This is a genomic window from Mesorhizobium sp. P2_F8 (assembly GCF_056403655.1).
On sequence record NZ_JBFUFB010000012.1, the window covers coordinates 1 to 19105 of the forward strand.

General features: G+C 61.0%; 21 protein-coding genes and 2 pseudogenes. 15 read left to right on the top strand and 8 right to left on the bottom strand.

All coding sequences use genetic code 11. The features are described 5' to 3' along the window. The 3 genes and pseudogenes from AC1DZP_RS26295 to AC1DZP_RS26305 form a co-directional block, all read right to left on the bottom strand. Positions 1-138: helix-turn-helix domain-containing protein (locus tag AC1DZP_RS26295; RefSeq protein WP_477306738.1), on the bottom strand; the 138-nt coding region annotated here is incomplete at its 3' end. A 95-nt stretch (positions 139-233) separates the two neighbouring features. Continuing rightward, complete coding sequence (locus tag AC1DZP_RS26300) at positions 234-1337, bottom strand: tyrosine-type recombinase/integrase (RefSeq protein WP_477306740.1); 1104 nt, start codon at positions 1335-1337, stop codon at positions 234-236. A gap of 39 nt (positions 1338-1376) precedes the next feature. Next, a pseudogene (locus tag AC1DZP_RS26305) lies at positions 1377-1556 on the bottom strand (DUF6538 domain-containing protein); the annotation flags it as partial. A gap of 248 nt (positions 1557-1804) precedes the next feature. On the opposite strand from AC1DZP_RS26305, the gene AC1DZP_RS26310 reads away from it, so the two are divergent. Both AC1DZP_RS26310 and AC1DZP_RS26315 read left to right on the top strand, forming a co-directional pair. After that, on the top strand, positions 1805-2086 hold the full coding sequence (locus AC1DZP_RS26310) for a hypothetical protein (RefSeq protein WP_477306431.1): 282 nt from the start codon (positions 1805-1807) through the stop codon (positions 2084-2086). Positions 2087-2301: 215 nt separating this feature from the next. Continuing rightward, positions 2302-3012, top strand: coding sequence for a pentapeptide repeat-containing protein (locus tag AC1DZP_RS26315; protein WP_477306433.1), 711 nt, complete (start codon positions 2302-2304; stop codon positions 3010-3012). 530 nt (positions 3013-3542) lie between these two features. Here the strand turns inward: AC1DZP_RS26315 and AC1DZP_RS26320 are convergent. Then, positions 3543-3737 carry a hypothetical protein gene (locus AC1DZP_RS26320; RefSeq protein WP_477306435.1) on the bottom strand — a complete coding sequence of 65 codons (195 nt, stop codon included), beginning with the start codon at positions 3735-3737 and terminating at the stop codon, positions 3543-3545. Between the two features lie 463 nt (positions 3738-4200). Further along, a pseudogene (locus tag AC1DZP_RS26325) lies at positions 4201-4430 on the bottom strand (hypothetical protein); the annotation flags it as partial. Positions 4431-4836: 406 nt separating this feature from the next. Here AC1DZP_RS26325 and AC1DZP_RS26330 point away from each other — a divergent pair. The 5 genes from AC1DZP_RS26330 to AC1DZP_RS26350 all read left to right on the top strand — a co-directional run bounded on the left by AC1DZP_RS26330 (position 4837) and on the right by AC1DZP_RS26350 (position 8202). Next, a complete protein-coding gene (locus AC1DZP_RS26330) occupies positions 4837-5343 on the top strand; it encodes a restriction endonuclease (protein ID WP_477306437.1) in 507 nt (168 codons plus the stop codon). 527 nt (positions 5344-5870) lie between these two features. Then, positions 5871-6077 carry a hypothetical protein gene (locus tag AC1DZP_RS26335; RefSeq protein WP_457155682.1) on the top strand — a complete coding sequence of 69 codons (207 nt, stop codon included), beginning with the start codon at positions 5871-5873 and terminating at the stop codon, positions 6075-6077. 26 nt (positions 6078-6103) lie between these two features. Further along, on the top strand, positions 6104-6283 hold the full coding sequence (locus AC1DZP_RS26340; protein WP_477306439.1) for a hypothetical protein: 180 nt from the start codon (positions 6104-6106) through the stop codon (positions 6281-6283). 249 nt (positions 6284-6532) lie between these two features. Continuing rightward, positions 6533-7744 (top strand): acyltransferase family protein, encoded by a 1212-nt coding sequence (locus AC1DZP_RS26345; RefSeq protein ID WP_477306441.1) that lies wholly within the window; start codon positions 6533-6535, stop codon positions 7742-7744. Positions 7745-7899: 155 nt separating this feature from the next. Further along, positions 7900-8202 carry a DUF982 domain-containing protein gene (locus tag AC1DZP_RS26350; RefSeq protein ID WP_095084647.1) on the top strand — a complete coding sequence of 101 codons (303 nt, stop codon included), beginning with the start codon at positions 7900-7902 and terminating at the stop codon, positions 8200-8202. Positions 8203-8330: 128 nt separating this feature from the next. Here the strand turns inward: AC1DZP_RS26350 and AC1DZP_RS26355 are convergent, their stop codons facing one another. Then, positions 8331-8528: a hypothetical protein gene (locus AC1DZP_RS26355; RefSeq protein WP_477306443.1), complete on the bottom strand. Its 198-nt coding sequence runs from the start codon at positions 8526-8528 to the stop codon at positions 8331-8333. 145 nt (positions 8529-8673) lie between these two features. Beyond that, entirely contained in the window at positions 8674-8910 is a 237-nt protein-coding gene (locus tag AC1DZP_RS26360) for a DUF6894 family protein (RefSeq protein WP_095084645.1), read from the bottom strand. A gap of 221 nt (positions 8911-9131) precedes the next feature. Here AC1DZP_RS26360 and AC1DZP_RS26365 point away from each other — a divergent pair, with 221 nt between their 5' ends. Continuing rightward, positions 9132-9851, top strand: a complete 720-nt coding sequence (locus AC1DZP_RS26365; RefSeq protein WP_477227958.1) for a Crp/Fnr family transcriptional regulator — start codon at positions 9132-9134, stop codon at positions 9849-9851. 38 nt (positions 9852-9889) lie between these two features. Here AC1DZP_RS26365 and AC1DZP_RS26370 read toward each other — a convergent pair whose 3' ends face one another. Continuing rightward, a complete protein-coding gene (locus AC1DZP_RS26370) occupies positions 9890-10387 on the bottom strand; it encodes a YciE/YciF ferroxidase family protein (RefSeq protein ID WP_477306445.1) in 498 nt (165 codons plus the stop codon). Positions 10388-10829: 442 nt separating this feature from the next. Between AC1DZP_RS26370 and AC1DZP_RS26375 the strand changes: the two genes are divergently transcribed. The 7 genes from AC1DZP_RS26375 to AC1DZP_RS26405 are packed head-to-tail and all read left to right on the top strand — an operon-like array spanning position 10830 to position 19039. Continuing rightward, positions 10830-10919: a K(+)-transporting ATPase subunit F gene (locus AC1DZP_RS26375; RefSeq protein ID WP_095084642.1), complete on the top strand. Its 90-nt coding sequence runs from the start codon at positions 10830-10832 to the stop codon at positions 10917-10919. A 34-nt stretch (positions 10920-10953) separates the two neighbouring features. Continuing rightward, positions 10954-12657, top strand: coding sequence for a potassium-transporting ATPase subunit KdpA (gene kdpA / locus AC1DZP_RS26380; protein ID WP_477306447.1), 1704 nt, complete (start codon positions 10954-10956; stop codon positions 12655-12657). A gap of 25 nt (positions 12658-12682) precedes the next feature. Continuing rightward, complete coding sequence (locus AC1DZP_RS26385; protein WP_095084640.1) at positions 12683-12892, top strand: hypothetical protein; 210 nt, start codon at positions 12683-12685, stop codon at positions 12890-12892. Then, a complete protein-coding gene (gene kdpB, locus AC1DZP_RS26390; protein WP_477306449.1) occupies positions 12889-14982 on the top strand; it encodes a potassium-transporting ATPase subunit KdpB in 2094 nt (697 codons plus the stop codon). The genes AC1DZP_RS26385 and kdpB overlap by 4 nt, the downstream gene beginning before the upstream one ends. An 11-nt stretch (positions 14983-14993) precedes the next feature. Further along, entirely contained in the window at positions 14994-15557 is a 564-nt protein-coding gene (gene kdpC, locus AC1DZP_RS26395) for a potassium-transporting ATPase subunit KdpC (RefSeq protein ID WP_477306451.1), read from the top strand. Positions 15558-15614: 57 nt separating this feature from the next. Continuing rightward, the gene (locus tag AC1DZP_RS26400) at positions 15615-18350 is read left to right on the top strand and encodes a DUF4118 domain-containing protein (protein WP_477306453.1); all 2736 of its coding nucleotides are present in this window, start codon (positions 15615-15617) and stop codon (positions 18348-18350) included. Continuing rightward, positions 18347-19039, top strand: a complete 693-nt coding sequence (locus tag AC1DZP_RS26405) for a response regulator transcription factor (protein WP_457153126.1) — start codon at positions 18347-18349, stop codon at positions 19037-19039. Before AC1DZP_RS26400 ends, AC1DZP_RS26405 begins: the two co-directional genes overlap by 4 nt. Positions 19040-19105: the final 66 nt, after the last annotated feature.

The window sequence follows — 19105 nt, forward strand, 5'->3', positions numbered from 1 at the left end:
CTTGAACTTTGGCTCAACACCGTCAGAACGCAGATATCTGCGAATAGTATTCCGCGACAGGCCGGTCCTGCGGCTGATCTCACGGATCGATAAATGCTCTCGAAAATGCCAGCGTCGGATCACGCTCAATAATGCCATGTCGATCACTCCGTAGCCCCCGCTGCAACACGCAGGGCAAGGTTCAAACATGGGTCAATTCTCGATGGAAATATCCTTCAATGCCGGGTCACTTCTCAGTGGCAATCAACATTCACGGCCTCCACAAGCGCTCTCTTAGCCTTCTCCGGGTCCTGCCCCGCGTAGCCGTGCTGACTGAGGTCAAGGCTTTTGRCACGCTCGCTATCGGTGTGGCCCACAACCCACGTGATGGTCCACTCGTCAAAGCCCTCTGCTCCTGCAAGCATGGCATCACGGGCCTTGCAGATAAACCATCGGCGGAACGAGTGGAAATCCACATTGCTCTTCGCCTTGTCGTTCGGGCGCTCATCGACACCCACCTTACGGCGATACCGCGTGAACTGCTTCGCGGCTGGGTCGGAGCGCGTCTCGCGTGACTTTGGGATCTGCGGCAACTCGTCAAAGAGATAGTCGTTGTCCTTCTTGCCCTCCATACGCCGCTTGATAATCCCTGCAAGCCCGCTGTGGATCGGTACCTTACGCCGGGCGTTGTCCGTCTTCCCTGCCCACACGTTGAACGTCCCATCTCGGCAATCCGAAACTTGGATCTGGCAAATCTCCTCGATCCGCATTCCGCTCAGCGCTCCGATTGGCATCAGGTCATTGAGTAGTGGGCCGCCGTCTTCGTTGAGCAGTTTGGTCATTTCCTCATCCGTGAACGGGCGCTTGCCTCTGTCTATCTCTGCGTCACGGGCCTGCCGTCGCTCTGCTGGAAGCCTCTGGCCCGCCCAAGGATTCTCGCCGGCTGGCAGGTGCCCCTTGTCGAGCAGCCACGTCCAGTATTGCCTAATGAATCCGAGATAGGCCGTCGCCTTCTGGCGGCTCCTCCCAACCAACAGCGACTCAGAGAGGAACTTTCCCGCGTCTACCCGTCTCACAGCCTCAAGGGCGACAGGAAGCCGACTGTCACGAAGCCAATCACCAAGCCAACCTAGCGCCCTCTGGAAATCCCCTTCCGACTTGAGGCGATAGCCTTGGTGCTTCAGGAACTCGATAGCATGGTGGTCAAGGGGCGTTACCTGGCCGCTAGCGAGGGCGTAGAACGCCTTTGCGCGGGCGAGCCCCTCAGTTTCTTCAACCTGCTCGGCGCGAAGCCTTACGGCAAACTGAGTGTTTTCCTCGTCGCTGGAAAGTCGATGCCGGAGAGCTTCAGCTTCCAAGGGATCATTCGTCGCGAGTGCCTTTTCCGCAGCCGCAATGGCCCCCTTTAGCCGAGATACGATTGGCCACTTACGGGCATCCGCATCCTTGAGGTCGGCGGTATGGAGAGGGTGAGTTAGCTTGCCTCGTCCAATCAAATCCCGCACCTTTGCAGGGACTTTAACGCGGACCCGCCATTGCTGCCCGTGCCATTCGAGATATTGCCTCTGGTTTGCCATTTGCACCCCGGTGCCCCACGTTGGTGCCCCACAGGTGAGTCTTCAAAGCCCAGAAGTCAAGGGATACAAGGGCTCCAGGGCTGTGGAGGAGAGTGTCCCGCTCTCTCCTCCAGATTTCTCGCATAACAGGCTGATTTTGGATGGCCGACATCAGCCACTCTGACCATCTACGTGCCTTGTGGAAGGCGCATGTCTGGCCGGCCTCAACTGGCCTCGGCATACTATGAAAACCACGATAGGGGCTTGTCATGAACGCACACACGCCCATCCTGCAGCCTCTCGGCATGCCGAAGGGTATGGATCCCCGCCAATGGCGCCAGTCGGTCGAGAAGCGCCTCAACGACTTTCGCGCCATGTCGCTGATCACCGCGCCCGATCTCATGGAAGTCGATTGCGACCTGGAGGAGACAGCAGACGACGAGCCGTCGCTCGGCTGCCTCGATGATCTGGAGCTCGACCACCGCGACGACGAGGACGGCGGCGACTTGGAAGGGTACTGTCCGGGAGACTACGGCGAAACCGTCATGTGACCCGACGATCTGGAATCTCAGGCCTGAGCGCTACCTGCCGGGCTCTTGCATTGAATAGGTCCGACGCCCACCATTTTAGCCCGCTGCCTCAACGGTGGCGGGCTTTTCATTTGGCGGTGGGGACTAGCGGGATTAGCGGGCAAAATGCCGTCGCTTTCGAGTGTCAGCAGATATGGTAAGGTTGATTGTCGGCGAGTAGCAGAGGTCCAGCAACAATGACTTTGAGACGAACCAGAGCTTACGGCGCATCCGGCTTGGTTCTAGCGGTTTGCATTGTATTTGCATGGCAGAACGCCACTGCCGCTCAAAATTGCGACGCAGCGGCGGCGGCTGGCGTCAATTGGCAGGACTGTGACAAAAAGCTTCTCATCCTAACAGGAGAGGACCTGAGCGGGGCGAACCTGTTCGGTGTTGATTTCACTTCGACCGACCTCAGGAACAGCAATCTCCTTGCGGCGAATTTTGAGAAGGCAACGCTTGTGCGTGCTTCCCTGGCCGACTCGACCGCCAAAGGCGCCCGGTTCGACAAAATCGAGGCCTACAGGACCGACTTCAGCCGTATGGACGCGCAGGGCGCTGTGTTTACGAGCGCGGAAGTGCAGCGCTCGAATTTCCAGGACGCCAATCTGACCAATGTTGATTTCACAAAGGCGGAATTGGGGCGAGCGCAGTTCCATGACGCCAATATCAGCGGCAGCCGCTTTTCGTTTGCCAATCTCGCGCGGGCGGACTTCCGAGGAGCGACGTTCACCGCGCCGATAGACTTTGACCGCGCTTTTTTCTTTCAGACCCGTATCGAGGGCCTCGATCTTTCCAATTCGGCGGGTCTGTCCCAGTGGCAGCTCAACATGGCTTGCGGAGACGCCCGGACCGAGTTGCCTTCTGGCTTGACGAGGCCTGAAGATTGGCCCTGTAGCGAGCCATAGGCTCGGCGCTGTGTCGCTGCCGAGGCTGAAATCGTCAAGCGCGCCCTTGCGGGGCGAAGCTTGGTAAACCCGTGTCTTGCGGGAGACGCCATATTCAATCAAGCGATCGCGCATTTCATTCAGAGCTCTTGCATATGGCGTCTATTGGCTGTTTCGCTAGGGTTGTCCGGCGGCGGCGCCGGGTGCGGCCTAAGAAGGCTTAGGCTCAAGTTCAGGAGGCGGCGCGTTCAGGTCGGGGCAATCAGACGATTGCTCACACGGAGAGGGCCTATCGCCAACGCCACCATAGCGTTCCACAAGTTTTGCGAATCCGTAGGCGAAGGCGGACAGAAGCGCCAGGATAACCACTATTCGGACGGCCATACGGGATTGTAGCAGGTCATCCCGCATCCCTCAGATATTCCTCTCGATATGAGCCTCGATCGGATTTGGGCGCCGTAGCTCAAATCTCTTAGCTGCCATAAATGTCAGCACGATAGCGGCAGCTATCGTTGCAATCACGGTGGCGGTGCTGGCTAGACTTCTTACCATCACTCAAAGCCTACCGCCCGCTTCGGCTTCGGCGTGATTTCCTCGATCCGCGCCTTAACGTCGTCCTGGGCCATCGCCTGTTCTAGCGCCTCTGCTTCGGCCTTGTCCTTGGTGGTCAGCACGGTCCGCCAATGCGGCTTCTCAAACACGCTCGCGATGTAAGTGGTCCGTACGGGCTCAGGTCCGGCTGGCATACTTTACCTTGCCCCACTGGCTGCATTGAGGACACAAAGGACGGAAATAGGCCAACTTGTCGCCCGGAATATTTCCGCAACTGGTGATCGTCAGGCTGCCGCCATTGAACCCCTCCAGGCTGTAGGATTCCCAGGTCCCGCTGAGGGGCTGATCGTCTTCTCGTAGTTTCAGATAACCGGTGCGACCGCATTCGCACACCAGCTTTTCCCGTAAAACAGTTGAGAGCACTTGGGACTGCCTTCCACGATTCGGCAAACAAGCCCGACCGTCCGTGCGACCCGTTCTTGATACGATGGCCGGTGCGGCCTTGGGGCTATCTTGGGGATGCGAAAGCCGCACCGGTCACTGCGGGAAGGGGTTGCGTTCCCCGCGCTGCCAAAACTATGGGCATATTAGAAACTTCGCAATTAAGCCTATTGGCGGGACTAAGACTGAAGTCCCAGCCCGCGCGCTACTCAGCCGGGGGCATCGCACCGGACCCGTCACATTCCATGGGATAAACTCGACTTCCTTCCCGTCACTTCCCGAACGGCCTTCAACAGCCCCTCATGCAAGACACGCGTAGCGCGGTAGTGCTCGCAGTGTGGCGATATGAACGGCTTCACGATGCTCCAATGCAGCGCTTCCGCTGCCACGAGAAAGCGCTCGATTTCAGCCTGCGATAATTGCTTGGACGGTTTCGATCTAGCCATTGGCGAGATCCGTTTGAAGGGTCGCCGTAACGAAGGGATGGCAAGCGCCGAAATGTGCAACGATGCTCAATCGCGTGCGTCTTCGGGACGGTTGACCCCGGCGCCGATCACGGTCAACCTCTGGCAATTCGGGCATCGTAAAAGGACGGAAAATGAGGCGCAGACATGAATCGATGCTCGTTATGAGAACCGCGATTGCTCTGCTCTCCTGCCTGGCCATTTCGGCCTGCGGTATGGCCAAAGCCGCGAGGGAAACCGGGCAGACGTTCGACAAGTATGGGTGCCTTGCTCGTGACTTCAAAGGCCAACCGCCTTGCAAATCTGAAACTGCAGTAGCGCCCTGACGAGGCAAGCGCCATGCATTGGTGAGCCATTTTCGGGCACGGACAACCGAGGAAACCTCCGTATGGCCAAGCTCGGAAGGGCCTATGAACAAGTCGTTGCCGACGTGGCGAAGCAGTTCGATCCTTCCGCCGAGGTGAAGGTCGGCGAGTGGGTAAACGGGCCGGATGGCCTTAGAGAGGTCGACGTACTGATCACAGGCACCGTGGACGGCGTGACGAGGCAGATCCTGATCGAATGCAAGGACTACGACTCGCACAAACGGCGAATAGGGATTGCCGTCATCGATGCTGCCGATTCAAAGCGTCGCGATCTTGCCGCGGATGTCACCTTGATATGCAGCAACGCGGGCTTTTCGAAGGACGCCATGCGAAAGGCAGGTCGGGTGGGAATCGGCTTGATCGGAGTTATGAAAGAGGCCGACCCTAGGATTCGCTATAAGGTGTTCGATGAGAAACGATTTCCGGTCATTCTAGAGCGCTCTAGCGTAGACATAGTGCCCATTTTCATCGTTCGTGGCCCGCCACCATCGTTCGACGACGCGTTGAAATCGCTGGTGATTTCTGACTAGCTTAGGTCTCCTGCTTCTTTCCCTGCTTGGCTGGCCTGCTCAAGCAGAAAAGTCCACACCGTAAGGGAGTGGGCCAATCTGAACGAAAATCACAAGCCGGAGGAACCAGGAGCGGGGTGGAGCGTTTCCTCGCGTGCTCAAGAAAATCGCCCTAGCTACCGTCCTGATCCAGGTCGCCGCCGTTGCGGCGCTCATCACGCAGACAGTGCTCTTCACCTCAACCACCGCTACCCAAGCCGCGAACGTGCAGCCTGGCGAAGAATGCGCTGAGGCGACTTGGCCAAATATTCCAGAGCATTGCCTAAAGCGAACCAAGGCAAGAGTGCGTACGCTCGTCCTGACCGCAGGGCAATAGAAAAGCCCGCCATCGTGGTCTCGCTGTCATGGGAAGAGATCTCCGTTGAAGGGTTCGTGGCAACCAGACTCTATTCGTGATCTCGGTGCCAGGCCTCAACGGGGGAACGATCCGCTCCTTCATGAGTTAGCACTTCATGATGTACACCCCGGAGCACAGTGGACGCGGCGCAATGGCCGATCTCATGATCTTGGAACTGGCCAAGGCCAGACAGCGCGTCAAGCGGGCGGAGTCCGCCCTCAGGCGCGCCAAGGAAATGCTGGATGAAGACTGCGGAGTCGGGATCAATCTCGCGCTCTGCGGCAGGATACGGGCCGCTCAGCGGCGTGTGATCGAGGCCAGAGAGCGCCTGACGAAGATCGATCCACCGGCATCGTAGTGCTCCATGATTTTGGGATTGTTGCCATGATGATCGCGACCTTCAACCTTGAAACCGCGAGAAACGGTGACGTATATCGCGCGGCAAGGCTTGCGATGCTGACGCAGCAGGTGATGCGGCACATCGAGCGCACGGACGCCTCGGCGCAGAAAGTCGAGCAAGTGCTGGCCACATTGGCTGAAGCAAACGCGCTCGGGCGGCGATAGGGACCACACGTCAAGCGCAATCGGCCAACGTCTCCAGAATTCCCGATTCCGGTTGTCGTTGCGCTCGATGGCTTCGGTCAGGCAGGTCAGCGATTGTTCGGCTAGCCGCAGCGGGAAGCATCACGCGGATCGTGGCGAACGCTTGTGCCGGCGCTGGGCAAGGTTGCATAGTCCTACAGGGACTCAGCAGGCTGTGCGCATCGGCTCGGAGCAATCGTGATTGGACTTTATGATCTCTGGCCCGCCTTCGTGGTCGTCGCGCTGGTTTGGCCGCTAGCAGGCTTGCCGCTGTTTCAGCGGGTCGGCTTCGAAGCGACCGCGGCCAGGGTCCGGGCGATCGACGGAATGCGAGGCTATCTGGCGCTCGCCGTCGCACTCCACCACGCCGTCATCTACCATGAATTCCTGACGACCGGCGCATGGAGGTATCCGCCCTCCGCTTTCTACGGCCTGTTGGGACAAATGGGGGTGTCCTTCTTCTTCATCATCTCCGCCTATCTGTTTTGGGGGAAACTGCTATCGGCAAAGGCCTCCGTGGATTTTCCGACCCTGTTGCTCAAGCGGGCTTTCAGGATCGGGCCGCTCTACATTTTGGCCGTCGGCGTGGCGATGGCCTTGGAGGTCGTTGACGGCCGGATCGATTATTCGACCTTCGCGACCTACGAGCGGGCATTTTTCAATCTGCTGTTTGGTGTCTTTGGCTATATCCCGCTTTCGAGTGCCCGCGTCTGCGTGTTGGCCTGCGTAACCTGGACCTTGCCCTATGAATGGCTGTTCTATTTCAGCCTGCCGATCGCAGCCATATTCAGCCGGCACCCGGTTACCCGCATAGGATTGCCGGCCGTTCTGCTGGCTTTTTCCATTGTCATGTCGATGAGTGGAGGCAGCGGCGGCTACAGCTACCTGGGACTTTTCGCCGGCGGCATGTTGTGCGCGACGCTTGAAGCAAACGCCCTGCTGGTGAAGGTGCACCGGCACGTGCTGTCCGCCATCGCCCTGGCGCTGCTGGTGTATGTTTTTGCCACCTATAGGGTTGCTTACGCGCCGGGACCGATGCTGCTGTGCACCGGTGCCTTCTTCCTGATCGTCTCGGGCGCCGATTTCTTTGGCCTTCTGACTTCCAACCGTTCAGTGCGACTGGGCGAGATCAGCTATGGCATCTTTCTCTTGCAGGGCCTTGCCTTCGTAGCGATATTTTCCATCGCGCCCGTGCGGACCTTCGCCTTGGACAACGCCACCCAGTATTGGCTTGTGATCGTTATGGCGATGGTGCTTCTGCTCCTCATGGCGCTGGTCGCGCACCTTTTTGTTGAAAAGCCCGGCGTCTCGCTGGGAAACAGGCTTGCGGCAGTTCTTCGCCTGTCGAAGCAGCGTGAGACACGCGAGGCTCCAGTCGCAAGTGGTGCAAGGTCCTGGCGGATGCCGACCAGCCTCACGCGACAATCCGCCGATCGCTCATAGCCCTCATGTGGGCATCGCGAGCAAAGGATGACCGCCGCCTTCATGTAAAAGCGCTCGGCCTGGAACCTCCTGCCGCGCGGCGCGTTTCACCGCGTCCCGTTCGTGGACCAGCCCGGATATCTCTCCTGGCGCTGCGATAATCAGGAGCCCGTTTCATGCACGACAAGCTGTTTCATTCACCGGTGGCACTGACCGTCGGCCTTGGCTTCAAGCGCGAGATTGCCTCGCTGGCCGAAATGCACGATTTCCTGACCGATTGGACGACTTCCCGCCGCGGCCCGCTTTATCGCAACGCGATGAAGGCATGTGATCTCGCGGTTCCGGGTTATGTGACCATCGAGCAGGCGCGCCGTGCGCTGGTCGAATTTGCCCAGGCTTCCGGCATCCTGTGGCCGGATCTCGAGCCAACGGCGGGTGTACACGCAGTTGCCCGCGGTTATGGCGGCTACGCCGCCTGACGCCACCTCCCATCGTGGTGGCTAATCTATACCAGCCATCGCAGAAGCCCGGCTCGACCCAGCCGGGTTTTCGCTTTTTCAGGAACCGCAGGAAATCACAGATGCGGGCTGTGTACCTTGCGCGACAATCATTGCGTCGAACGTGCGCGCCGCCGTGGCGGCTTGGGGCCTGCCGATGCCGGCTGGTCCGCCGACTGCGCGGCAAGGCGCAGAGCTCTCAGCCTGGCCGTCTTTTCCTCTCGCGCCGCTCGCTCGCCGGCGGTCACGATCAGCGACTCACGCTTGGCGCGTTCGTCGCGCTCCGTATCGACTTTCGCGCGATTCATATGCCGGTCCTTCCGCTGCTGGGACGTCGGTTTCGGAACCGTTGTCACCTCAATCAGTCTCCGTATGGTGCAGCGGTGCGGCGGCGGTGACGATTACAAATGATGGCCAGTGGAATCTTTCGGTCCGAGCCCTGGGCCGAGGCTCTCAGTCACACCACCCGGAAGAGACGACCAGCGATGCTTCGAAGACATGGCGCCCGCTCTCGTCCCGCACTTTGACGGTAATGACCGTGCGATCGTTCTCGATCATCTCGTCGCGGACGATGTCGGGCAATATGCGAATCGCCTCTCGCCGCAGGCGTTCGCGCGTTTCGAACACCTGCCCGTCATCGTCGACCGTCAAACCATCACCATTGTAGAGGTCGAGGTAGTATCTGGGCATGATGCGCTGGACCTCCAGGTGATGACGTGCGCGAGAGATTCAACCGACAATTCACGGACCGAACTGTTGTTCCACCTGAGGTGGCGTTTGCCGGCGAATAAGTGCACTCTAACAAATGTTAATGCCTGGCCCCGTCCGAAGACCTAGTGCTTCCGCAGCCGCCCCATGCTTGCGCCAAACGAATTGGCGATCAGCTCTGAGCCCCTTCGCTGGAGATAGCGGTGCTTGAATCGCTTTATCTGAACCTTGGCCAACACGACGCGCTCTCCGACGGCGAGAAAGCGTTGCTGGCCGGTGCCATGACCTTCGAAAGGCATTTTGCCACCGGACAGGACATTGTCGCCTCGGGATCGCGGCCGACTTATTCGACGTTGATCCTCGACGGCCTGGCGGCACGCTACAAGGTGCTGGAGAATGGCGGCCGACAGTTCACCTCATTGCAGGTGCCTGGCGACTTCGTCGATCTCCACGCTTTCCTGCTGAAGACTATGGATCACGGCATCGTCGCCCTGTCGCCTTGTCATGTCATGTTCGCCGATCACAGCCGGCTGCGTGCCATCACCGAGGAGGCACCGCATCTGACCCGGCTGTTGTGGCTGGACACGCTGGTTGATGGCGCCATTCACCGCGAGTGGATCGTGGCGATGGGACGCCGCTCCAAGACCTCGCATCTGGCCCATCTCGTCTGTGAACTTTTCGTGCGCTTGCAGGTGGTGCAACGCACCAACGGCATGAGCTTTCATCTGCCGCTTTCACAGGCCGAACTGGCCGACGTGCTTGGCCTCTCGGTTGTGCATATGAACCGCGTTATCGGCGCCTTGCGCAAGGTCGGCGTCGTCAACTGGGCGAACCACACGGTGACCATTCTCGACTGGCACCGGCTGCAGGAAATAGCCGAGTTCGACCCGACCTATCTCAGCATGATGCGGGAACCGCGCTAGCTCGTTCCTGGCGCGGCTCACCGATCATGAGTTTTGGGTTACGCCGCTTCGGCTGCAACGTTCACAGCCGTCTCCGCGATCTGCGTCAGGGCTTCGTCTGTGGCCTTCTCCTCCTTCAGCGTGGCTTCGAGAAGCGTCACCGCATCGTTCAGGCCGAGTTCGCCGGCCCAGGTCCTCAGCGTGCCATAGCGCGAAATCTCATAGTGTTCGACCGCTTGCGCTGCGGCGAGGAGGCCGGCGTCGAGCGCCGGAGATTCCTTGTATTCCTCCATGATCTCGGCGCCTTCCTCGGTGATGCCCATGATGGCCGCACACGTCTTGCCGACCGCCTTCTTGCCGATGACGCCGAAGACCTTCTCCAGCCTTGCGACATGGCCCTCCGTCTCGGTGCGGTGCTTTTCGAAGGCCGCTTTCAGGTCGGCGCTCTGCGCGGCCTTGGCCATTTTCGGCAGCGTCGCCAGGATCTTCTTCTCGGCGAAATAGATGTCCTTCAGGGTGTCGTGAAACAGATCGTCGAGCATTTTCTGCTTTGCCATGGTCATCTCCTGTGGTGAGCCCTCAGGTCGACAATCTCGCATTGGAAGTTTTGTTCCGCTCGTTGCGGCAATGACGTCCCCAGCGACCMAAATTTGTTGGCCCGGGGCCGGCCATGAGCCGGGCGAAAAACCTTTATAAAATTCCTATTTCTTTCCTTCCCGCCCCGTCTCGAACCTTTATGGCGATCGGGTCCATATTCCGCCTTGAGCAAAAGTTGGCGCCGTCACACCTGAAGTATGGCGGGCCGCTTTTTACGCAATCGCCGACCTGTTTACGCAATCGCCGACCTGCCTGTGGCAGGCGCTACGGTCGAAAGTAGAAGATCGGAAGCAAGGAACAAGCACAATGGACATCGTCGTTCTCGGGATCGGGATTTTGTTTTTTGCCCTGTCCTTCGCCTACATCAAAGCCTGTGACATTCTCTAACGCGAGGATCGCAAAATGCTCGTCGACTATATTCTCGGTGGCAGCGTGACGCTGTTCCTGCTCGTCTACCTGACATACGCCCTCGTTCGTCCAGAACGCTTCTGACGGCAATTGACGCAAGGTCCGGAAAGCTACAACCATGACACTCAACGGATGGCTACAGATCCTCGTCTATTGCGGGATCGTCGTTTTGCTGGTGAAGCCGCTCGGCGGCTACATGTACCGCGTCTTCAACGGCGACCGGACATTTCTTTCGCCGGTTCTAGGCCCGATTGAACGCGGGCTCTATCGCGTCGCCGGCACCAGTGAACGCGAGGAGCAACACTGGACCGCCTATGCGGCAGGCATCATGCTCTTCAGCGTTGCCAGCTTCCTGGTGCTTTACGTCCTGCAGCGGCTGCAAGGCGTCCTGCCTTACAATCCCGCCGGCATGACCGCTGTCGAACCCAACCTCGCCTTCAACACCGCCGTCAGCTTCGTGAGCAACACCAACTGGCAGAACTATGGTGGCGAGAGCACGATGTCCTACCTCGTGCAGATGGCCGGCCTCACCGTGCAGAACTTCCTGTCGGCGGCGGTCGGCATCGCCATCGCGGTCGCGCTGATCCGTGGTTTCGCCCGTGCCTCGGCCAAGTCCATCGGCAATTTCTGGGTCGATATGACCCGCTGCACCCTCTATGTGCTGTTGCCGCTCTGCATCGTCCTGACCCTTGTCTACGTCTATCTCGGCATGCCGCAGACGCTCGGCCCGTATGTCAACGCCACCACGCTTGAAGGCGCCCAGCAGACGATCGCGGTCGGTCCGGTCGCCTCGCAGGTGGCCATCAAGATGCTCGGCACCAATGGCGGCGGCTTTTTCAATGCCAATGCCGCGCATCCGTTCGAAAATCCCGATGCGATCTCCAACCTGATCCAGATGGTGACGATCTTCGCACTCGGTGCTGCCCTGACCAACGTCTTCGGCCGCATGGTCGGCAACCAGCGCCAGGGCTGGGCGATCCTGGCCACGATGGGCGTCCTGTTCATCGCCGGTGTCGCCGTCTGCTACTGGGCGGAAGCTGGCGGCAATCCGCTGGTGCACGCCCTTGGCATCGACGGCGGCAACATGGAAGGCAAGGAGACGCGCTTCGGCATCGCCATGTCGGCCCTGTTTGCGGTCGTCACCACCGCCGCATCCTGCGGCGCGGTCAACGCCATGCACGACAGCTTCACGGCACTCGGCGGCTTCATCCCGATGATCAACATGCAGCTCGGCGAAGTCATCGTCGGCGGCGTCGGCGCCGGCTTCTACGGCATCCTGATGTTCATCGTCGTCGCCGTCTTCGTTGCCGGACTGATGGTTGGCCGCACGCCCGAATATCTCGGCAAGAAGATCGAAGCCAAGGAAGTCAAGATGGCGATGCTGGCCATCCTCTGCCTGCCGCTGGCGATGCTGGTCTTCACGGCCATCGCCGTAGTCCTGCCGAGCGCTGTGGCATCCATCGCCAATGGCGGGCCGCATGGCTTCTCCGAGATACTCTACGCCTATACCTCGGCGGCGGCGAACAACGGCTCGGCCTTTGGCGGCCTCAGCGGCAACACGCCCTGGTACAACATCACGCTCGGCATCACCATGCTGATGGGACGTTTCCTGGTCATCATTCCGGCGCTGGCCATTGCCGGCTCGCTGGTGGCCAAGAAGACGGTCCCGGCCTCGGCGGGCACGTTCCCGACCGATGGACCGCTGTTCGTCGGCCTGCTGGTCGGCGTCATCCTGATCGTCGTCGGCCTGACCTTCTTCCCGGCACTGGCGATCGGGCCGATCGTCGAACACCTGGCAATGATCCATGGGCAAACATTCTGATGCCGCCCCGTCTTGGATAGAAATCATGTCCTGGTTCAACACCACGCGTCGCAAGGCTCGGCCCAAGGCCGATAATGAGGGGGAGGCAACTCCCCCTCCCTTCCCGAGCGTATCCACGTTCCTGGGCATTGCGGCGGTCATGATCGTGATCTGGCTGCTGGTCTATGGGCCGCCCTTTTCGGCATCCGATCGATCGGTGCCATCCAACAACAGCGAAGCCGGAGCTCCAAAATGAGCCACTCAAAATCCGCGAGCATCATGGATGCTAGCATCCTCTTGCCCGCCATCGGCGGGGCCTTCAAGAAATTGAACCCGCGCACCCTGATCAAGAACCCCGTGATGTTCGTCGTCGCCGTCGTTTCGGCGCTTACGACCGTGCTGTTTGTCAGGGATCTGATCACCGGCGGTGGCGATTTCAGCTTCACGCTGCAGATCATCATCTGGCTGTGGTTCACCGTGCTGTTCGCCAATTTCGCCGAAGCTGTCGCCGAAGGCCGCGGCAAGGCTCAGGCGGATTCGCTGCGCAAGGCGCGCACCGAAACCCAGGCCAAGCTTTTGACCGGCGAAGACCGCACGAAATACAAACTCGTGCCCGGTACCAGCCTCAAGGTCGGCGATGCCGTGCTGGTCGAGGCCGGTGACATCATCCCGTCGGACGGCGAAGTGATCGAAGGCGTCGCTTCCGTCAACGAAGCGGCGATAACAGGCGAATCCGCGCCAGTCATCCGCGAATCCGGCGGCGACCGTTCGGCGGTCACCGGCGGCACCCAGGTGCTGTCCGACTGGATCCGCGTGCGCATCACCGCGGCATCGGGCCATACCTTCCTCGACCGCATGATCTCGCTGGTCGAAGGCGCGGAACGCCAGAAGACGCCGAACGAGATCGCGCTCAACATCCTTCTCGTCGGCATGACGGTGATCTTCGTGCTGGCTACGGCGACGATCCCGAGCTTCGCTTCCTATTCGGGCGGCTACATCTCGGTAACCGTGCTGGTCGCGCTGTTCGTGACCCTGATCCCGACGACGATCGGCGCCCTGCTGTCGGCCATCGGCATCGCCGGCATGGACCGCCTGGTGCGCTTCAACGTGCTGGCGATGTCCGGCCGCGCGGTCGAGGCGGCCGGCGACGTCGACACGCTGCTCCTCGACAAGACGGGCACCATCACGCTCGGCAACCGCCAGGCGACCGAGTTTCGCCCGGTCAAGGGCGTCACCGAGCAGGAACTGGCCGACGCCGCCCAACTCGCGTCGCTTGCCGATGAAACGCCGGAAGGCCGTTCGATCGTCGTGCTGGCCAAGGAGAAATACGCCATCCGCGCCCGCGACATGGCAACGCTGCATGCGACCTTCGTGCCCTTCACCGCGCAGACCCGGATGAGCGGCGTCGATATCGACGGCTCCTCGGTGCGCAAGGGCGCGGTCGATTCCGTGCTCGCCCATGTCAGCCAGTCGACGGTCGCAGCCCACGCTACACGGCCCGGCAGCGATACCGTCAGGGACCTCCAGGCGATCGCCGACGAGATCGCCAAGTCGGGCGGCACGCCGCTGGCCGTCGAGCGTGACGGGCGCCTGCTGGGCGTCGTGCATCTCAAGGATATCGTCAAGGGCGGTATCCGGGAGCGCTTCGCCGAACTGCGCAAGATGGGCATCCGTACGGTGATGATCACCGGTGACAACCCGATGACGGCGGCGGCCATCGCCGCGGAAGCCGGCGTCGACGACTTCCTCGCCCAGGCGACGCCCGAGGACAAGCTGAAGCTGATCCGCGACGAGCAGGCCAAGGGGAAGCTTGTCGCCATGTGCGGCGACGGCACCAACGACGCGCCGGCCCTTGCCCAGGCCGATGTCGGCGTCGCCATGAACACCGGCACGGTCGCCGCTCGCGAGGCCGGCAACATGGTCGACCTCGACAGCGATCCGACCAAGCTGATCGAGATCGTCGAGATCGGCAAGGCGCTGCTGATGACGCGCGGTTCGCTGACCACGTTCTCGATCGCTAACGACGTCGCCAAGTACTTCGCCATCATCCCGGCGATGTTCGCCGTGTTCTACGTCGCGCCGGGGCAAACGACCGGCCCGCTGCAGGCGCTCAACATCATGCATCTGGCGACGCCGCAAAGCGCTATCCTGTCGGCCATTATCTTCAACGCGCTGATCATCATCGCGCTGATCCCGCTGTCGCTGAAAGGCGTCAAATATCGTGCCATCGGCGCCGGCGCGCTGCTCAGCCGCAACCTGCTTGTCTACGGCCTCGGCGGCATCATCGTCCCCTTCGTCGGCATCAAGGCGATCGACATGATCGTCACCGCCCTCGGCCTCGCTTAAGGAATACGTCCATGCTCACCCAGATAAGACCCGCGATCATCATGATCGTCTTCTTCACGGTGCTGACCGGCCTGATCTATCCGATCGGCATGACCGGCATCGCCCAGGCGCTGTTCCCGCGCCAGGCCAATGGCAGCCTGATCGAAAAGGACGGCAAGGTTGTCGGCTCCGAACTGATCGGCCAGGCCTTTGCCAGCGACAAGTATTTCCATGGCCGCCCCTCGGCAGCCGGCGATGGCTACAACGCCGCTGCCTCCAGCGGCAGCAACCTCGGCCCGACCAACCCCAAGCTGATCGACCGCATCAAGGGCGATGCCGAAAAGCTGAAAGCGGAGAATCCGAATCAGCCCGTGCCGATGGATCTGGTGACGACGTCCGGCAGCGGCCTCGATCCGCATATCAGCCCCGAAGCGGCCTACTTCCAGGTCGCCCGTGTGGCCAAGGCCAGGGGGATAGATGAAGCCAAGGTCAAGGCGCTTGTCGACAGCCAGGTCGAGGGCAGGGAGCTCGGCTTCATGGGAGAACCGGTGGTCAACGTGCTTGGTCTCAACCTTGCACTGGACGCCGCGAAATAGTGAATGGTGGGTGCCGGGGATCGACAGTACCCCCGGCGCCATCCATGATCGATGCTGATGCCGGACGACAGCCGCAACGAAACCAGACCTTCTCCCGACGCGCTGCTCGATCATGCCGAGCGGGAGGAACGCGGCCGCCTGAGAATATTCCTGGGTGCGGCACCCGGCGTCGGCAAGACCTACGAGATGCTGATGTCGGGCCGCGCCAGGCTGGCCGACGGCGTCGACGTGGTGATCGGCGTCGTCGAGACGCATGGCCGCAAGGAAACACTGGCCCTGGTCGAGGGCTATGAGGTCATTCCGCGGCGCAAGGTCGACTACAAGGGGCGCGTCCTTGACGAGATGGATATCGACGCCATCCTCGCCCGGCGTCCGGCGCTGGTTCTCGTCGACGAACTCGCCCACACCAACGCGCCTGGCAGCCGCCACCCCAAGCGCTACCTCGACGTCCAGGAAATCCTGACGCGAGGCATCGACGTCTACACGACGCTCAACATCCAGCATGTCGAAAGTCTGAACGATGTCGTCGCCCAGATCACCAAGGTCAGGGTCCGCGAGACGGTTCCCGATTCCATCATCGACCAGGCCGACGATGTCGAGATCATCGATCTCACCCCCGACGACCTGATCAAGCGGCTCGAGGAAGGCAAGGTCTATTTCCCCAACACCGCCCAGCGCGCCATCGAGAACTATTTCTCGCCCGGCAATCTGACGGCGCTGAGGGAATTGGCGCTGCGCCGCACCGCCCAGCGCGTCGACGACCAGTTGCTGATCCATATGCAGGCTCATGCCATTCCCGGGCCGTGGGCTGCAGGCGAAAGGGTCCTCGTCTGTCTCGACGCGCGCCAGGGAGGGTCGGCCCGCGTCCGCTATGCACGCAGGCTGGCCGACCGGCTTCGCGCGCCGTGGACGGCGCTGCATGTCGACAGCCCTCGCTCGGCCAGCATGCCCGAGGAGGACAAGGACCGTCTCGCCACGAATCTGCGCCTCGCCCAACAGCTTGGTGCCGAGGTGACGACCATTCCGGGTCAGAATTTGGCGCAGGACATCGTGCGTTATGCGACGGCGAACAATTTCACCCATATCGTGGTCGGCAGGCCGACCCGGTCGCGCTGGCGCGAATTGATCGAAGGCTCGCTCACCTACGATCTCATCCGCAATGCCGGTGACATCAGCGTCCATGTCATTTCGGGAAACGAACGCAACACCGAGGCGACGTCGAGGAACGTCAGGGCGGCGGACGAGCAGAGGCAGTTCCAGATCTGGCCCTATCTCAAGGCTACGGCCTATGTCGCTGGCTCGCTCGCCTTCGCCGTTCTTCTCGACCAGTTCCTGGACGTTCGCAACCTCGCCATCATCTTTCTCGTCGGGGTGCTGGCATCGGCGGTGACCGGCGGATTGTGGCCGGCTCTGTATGCCTGTCTCGCCAGCGCGCTTGCGTTCAACTATTTTTTCCTGGAGCCGCGCTACACACTGACGATCCGGGATCCGGAGAGCATCGTTGCGCTCGGCGTCTTCCTGGTTGTCGCCGTCATTGCCAGCAATCTGACGGTGCGCGTGCAGCGCCAGGCGATCGCCGCCCGCTCGCGAGCGCGAGCCACCGAGGACATCTACCTCTTTTCAAAGAAGCTCGCCGGCGCCGGCACGCTCGACGACGTTCTCTGGGCCACCGCCTTCCAGATCGCCTCGATGCTGAAGCTGCGGGTGGTGTTGTTGCTGCCCGAAGACGGAACGATCACCGTCAAGGCCGGCTATCCGCCCGACGACACGCTGGCCGAGGCCGACATCGCGGCCGCCCGCTGGGCCTGGGAGCACAACCGTGCCGCGGGACGCGGCGCCGATACGCTTCCGGGCGCCAAGCGCCTCTATCTTCCCTTGCGCACTGGGCGCACGGCCATCGGCGTCGTCGGCCTCGACAACGACAAGCAGGGTCCGTTGCTGACGCCCGAGCAGCAGCGCCTGCTCGATGCGCTGGCCGATCAAGCGGCGGTCGCCATCGAGCGCATCCAGCTCGTCGCCGACGTCGACCGCGCCAAGCTCGCGGCCGAGGCGGACAGGCTGCGCTCGGCACTTCTCACGTCCATCTCGCATGATTTGAAGACGCCGCTCGCCGCCATCATGGGCGCGGCCGGCACACTGAGGGAATTTGCGCCGGCACTTCCCGAACAGGACCGGGTGGAGCTCTTGACGACCGTGCTCGACGAATCCGAGCGATTGAACCGCTTCATCGCCAATCTGCTCGACATGACCAAGATCGAGTCTGGCGCGATGGAGCCGAACTATGCTTTCCACTATGTCGGAGACATCGTCGGGTCCGCTCTGCAGAGAGCCAGGAAAATCATCGCTGAGCACAAGACCGAGATCGACATCCCCAGCGATTTGCCGATGTTGAAAGTCGACCCCGTGCTGTTCGAGCAGGCGCTGTTCAATCTCCTCGACAATGCAGCGAAATACGCGCCGCCCGGCTCGACGATCCGGATACAGGGCTGGACCGACAATGGTTCCGTTATCCTGCAGATCATGGATGAAGGGCCGGGCATCCCTCCCGGCGACCTGGAACGGATTTTCGATACGTTCTACCGGGTGCGCAAGCGCGACCAGGTCCGCGCCGGCACCGGGCTCGGCCTGTCGATCTGCCGCGGCTTCATCGAGGCGATGGGGGGCACGATCACGGCGGCAAACCGAACCGACCGTTCGGGCGCTGTCTTCACCATCAAGATGCCGAAGCCGGCGAACCAGCCCGATCTCGATGCCGCCAATACGGACGACAACGAAGTGGGTGACTTGGCATGACAAACTCGAACGTCAGGATATTGGTTGTCGACGACGAGCCGCCGATCCGCAAGCTGCTTCGTGTCGGGCTCGGCAGCCAGGGCTACGCGATCAGCGAGGCGCCGAACGCCAAGGCAGCAATCGAACTGATGGATGCGGAGAAGCCGGATCTCGTCCTGCTCGATCTCGGCCTGCCCGGCATGGGTGGCCACGAGCTGTTGCGCAAATGGCGCGACGACGGCCTCGACATTCCGGTGGTCATCCTGTCCAGCCGGACCGACGAGGCCGGCATCGTCCAGGCTCTGGAACTTGGCGCCGACGACTACGTCACCAAGCCGTTCGGGATGAATGAGCTGGTTGCCCGCATCCGCGTGGCGCTGCGCCACAAGTTCCAGCAGCAAGGTGAAAAGCCGGTGTTCCAGACCGGCGACCTGTCGGTCGATCTGGTCAAACGCATCGTCAAGGTCGAAGGCAAGGACGTCAAGCTGTCGCCGAAGGAATACGAGATCCTGCGCATCCTCGTGCAGCACGCCGGCAAGGTGCTGACCCATCATTTCCTTTTGAAGCAGGTCTGGGGCGATTCGACCGACGTGCAGTATCTCAGGGTCTATGTGCGGCAGCTCAGGCAGAAGATCGAGAAGACCCCCGACCAGCCGCGCTATATCACCACCGAGACCGGTGTCGGCTATCGACTGCGAGAGGTCGAATAGAGGCCGTTCGACGTGACGCTCTGTCTCTTTGTTTTAAAGCAATTCCCTTAGGGAAAGCGCCAATCG

Excerpts from the sequence above, each read along its gene's own strand:
- AC1DZP_RS26310 (WP_477306431.1), top strand. The coding sequence starts at position 1,805 with ATGAACGCACACACGCCCATCCTGCAGCCTCTCGGCATGCCGAAGGGT.
- AC1DZP_RS26315 (WP_477306433.1), top strand. The coding sequence starts at position 2,302 with ATGACTTTGAGACGAACCAGAGCTTACGGCGCATCCGGCTTGGTTCTA.
- AC1DZP_RS26320 (WP_477306435.1), bottom strand. The coding sequence starts at position 3,737 with ATGCCAGCCGGACCTGAGCCCGTACGGACCACTTACATCGCGAGCGTG.
- AC1DZP_RS26330 (WP_477306437.1), top strand. The coding sequence starts at position 4,837 with ATGGCCAAGCTCGGAAGGGCCTATGAACAAGTCGTTGCCGACGTGGCG.
- AC1DZP_RS26335 (WP_457155682.1), top strand. The coding sequence starts at position 5,871 with ATGGCCGATCTCATGATCTTGGAACTGGCCAAGGCCAGACAGCGCGTC.
- AC1DZP_RS26340 (WP_477306439.1), top strand. The coding sequence starts at position 6,104 with ATGATGATCGCGACCTTCAACCTTGAAACCGCGAGAAACGGTGACGTA.
- AC1DZP_RS26350 (WP_095084647.1), top strand. The coding sequence starts at position 7,900 with ATGCACGACAAGCTGTTTCATTCACCGGTGGCACTGACCGTCGGCCTT.
- AC1DZP_RS26355 (WP_477306443.1), bottom strand. The coding sequence starts at position 8,528 with ATGAATCGCGCGAAAGTCGATACGGAGCGCGACGAACGCGCCAAGCGT.
- AC1DZP_RS26360 (WP_095084645.1), bottom strand. The coding sequence starts at position 8,910 with ATGCCCAGATACTACCTCGACCTCTACAATGGTGATGGTTTGACGGTC.
- AC1DZP_RS26370 (WP_477306445.1), bottom strand. The coding sequence starts at position 10,387 with ATGGCAAAGCAGAAAATGCTCGACGATCTGTTTCACGACACCCTGAAG.
- AC1DZP_RS26375 (WP_095084642.1), top strand. The coding sequence starts at position 10,830 with ATGCTCGTCGACTATATTCTCGGTGGCAGCGTGACGCTGTTCCTGCTC.
- kdpA (WP_477306447.1), top strand. The coding sequence starts at position 10,954 with ATGACACTCAACGGATGGCTACAGATCCTCGTCTATTGCGGGATCGTC.
- AC1DZP_RS26385 (WP_095084640.1), top strand. The coding sequence starts at position 12,683 with ATGTCCTGGTTCAACACCACGCGTCGCAAGGCTCGGCCCAAGGCCGAT.
- kdpB (WP_477306449.1), top strand. The coding sequence starts at position 12,889 with ATGAGCCACTCAAAATCCGCGAGCATCATGGATGCTAGCATCCTCTTG.
- kdpC (WP_477306451.1), top strand. The coding sequence starts at position 14,994 with ATGCTCACCCAGATAAGACCCGCGATCATCATGATCGTCTTCTTCACG.
- AC1DZP_RS26400 (WP_477306453.1), top strand. The coding sequence starts at position 15,615 with ATGCCGGACGACAGCCGCAACGAAACCAGACCTTCTCCCGACGCGCTG.
- AC1DZP_RS26405 (WP_457153126.1), top strand. The coding sequence starts at position 18,347 with ATGACAAACTCGAACGTCAGGATATTGGTTGTCGACGACGAGCCGCCG.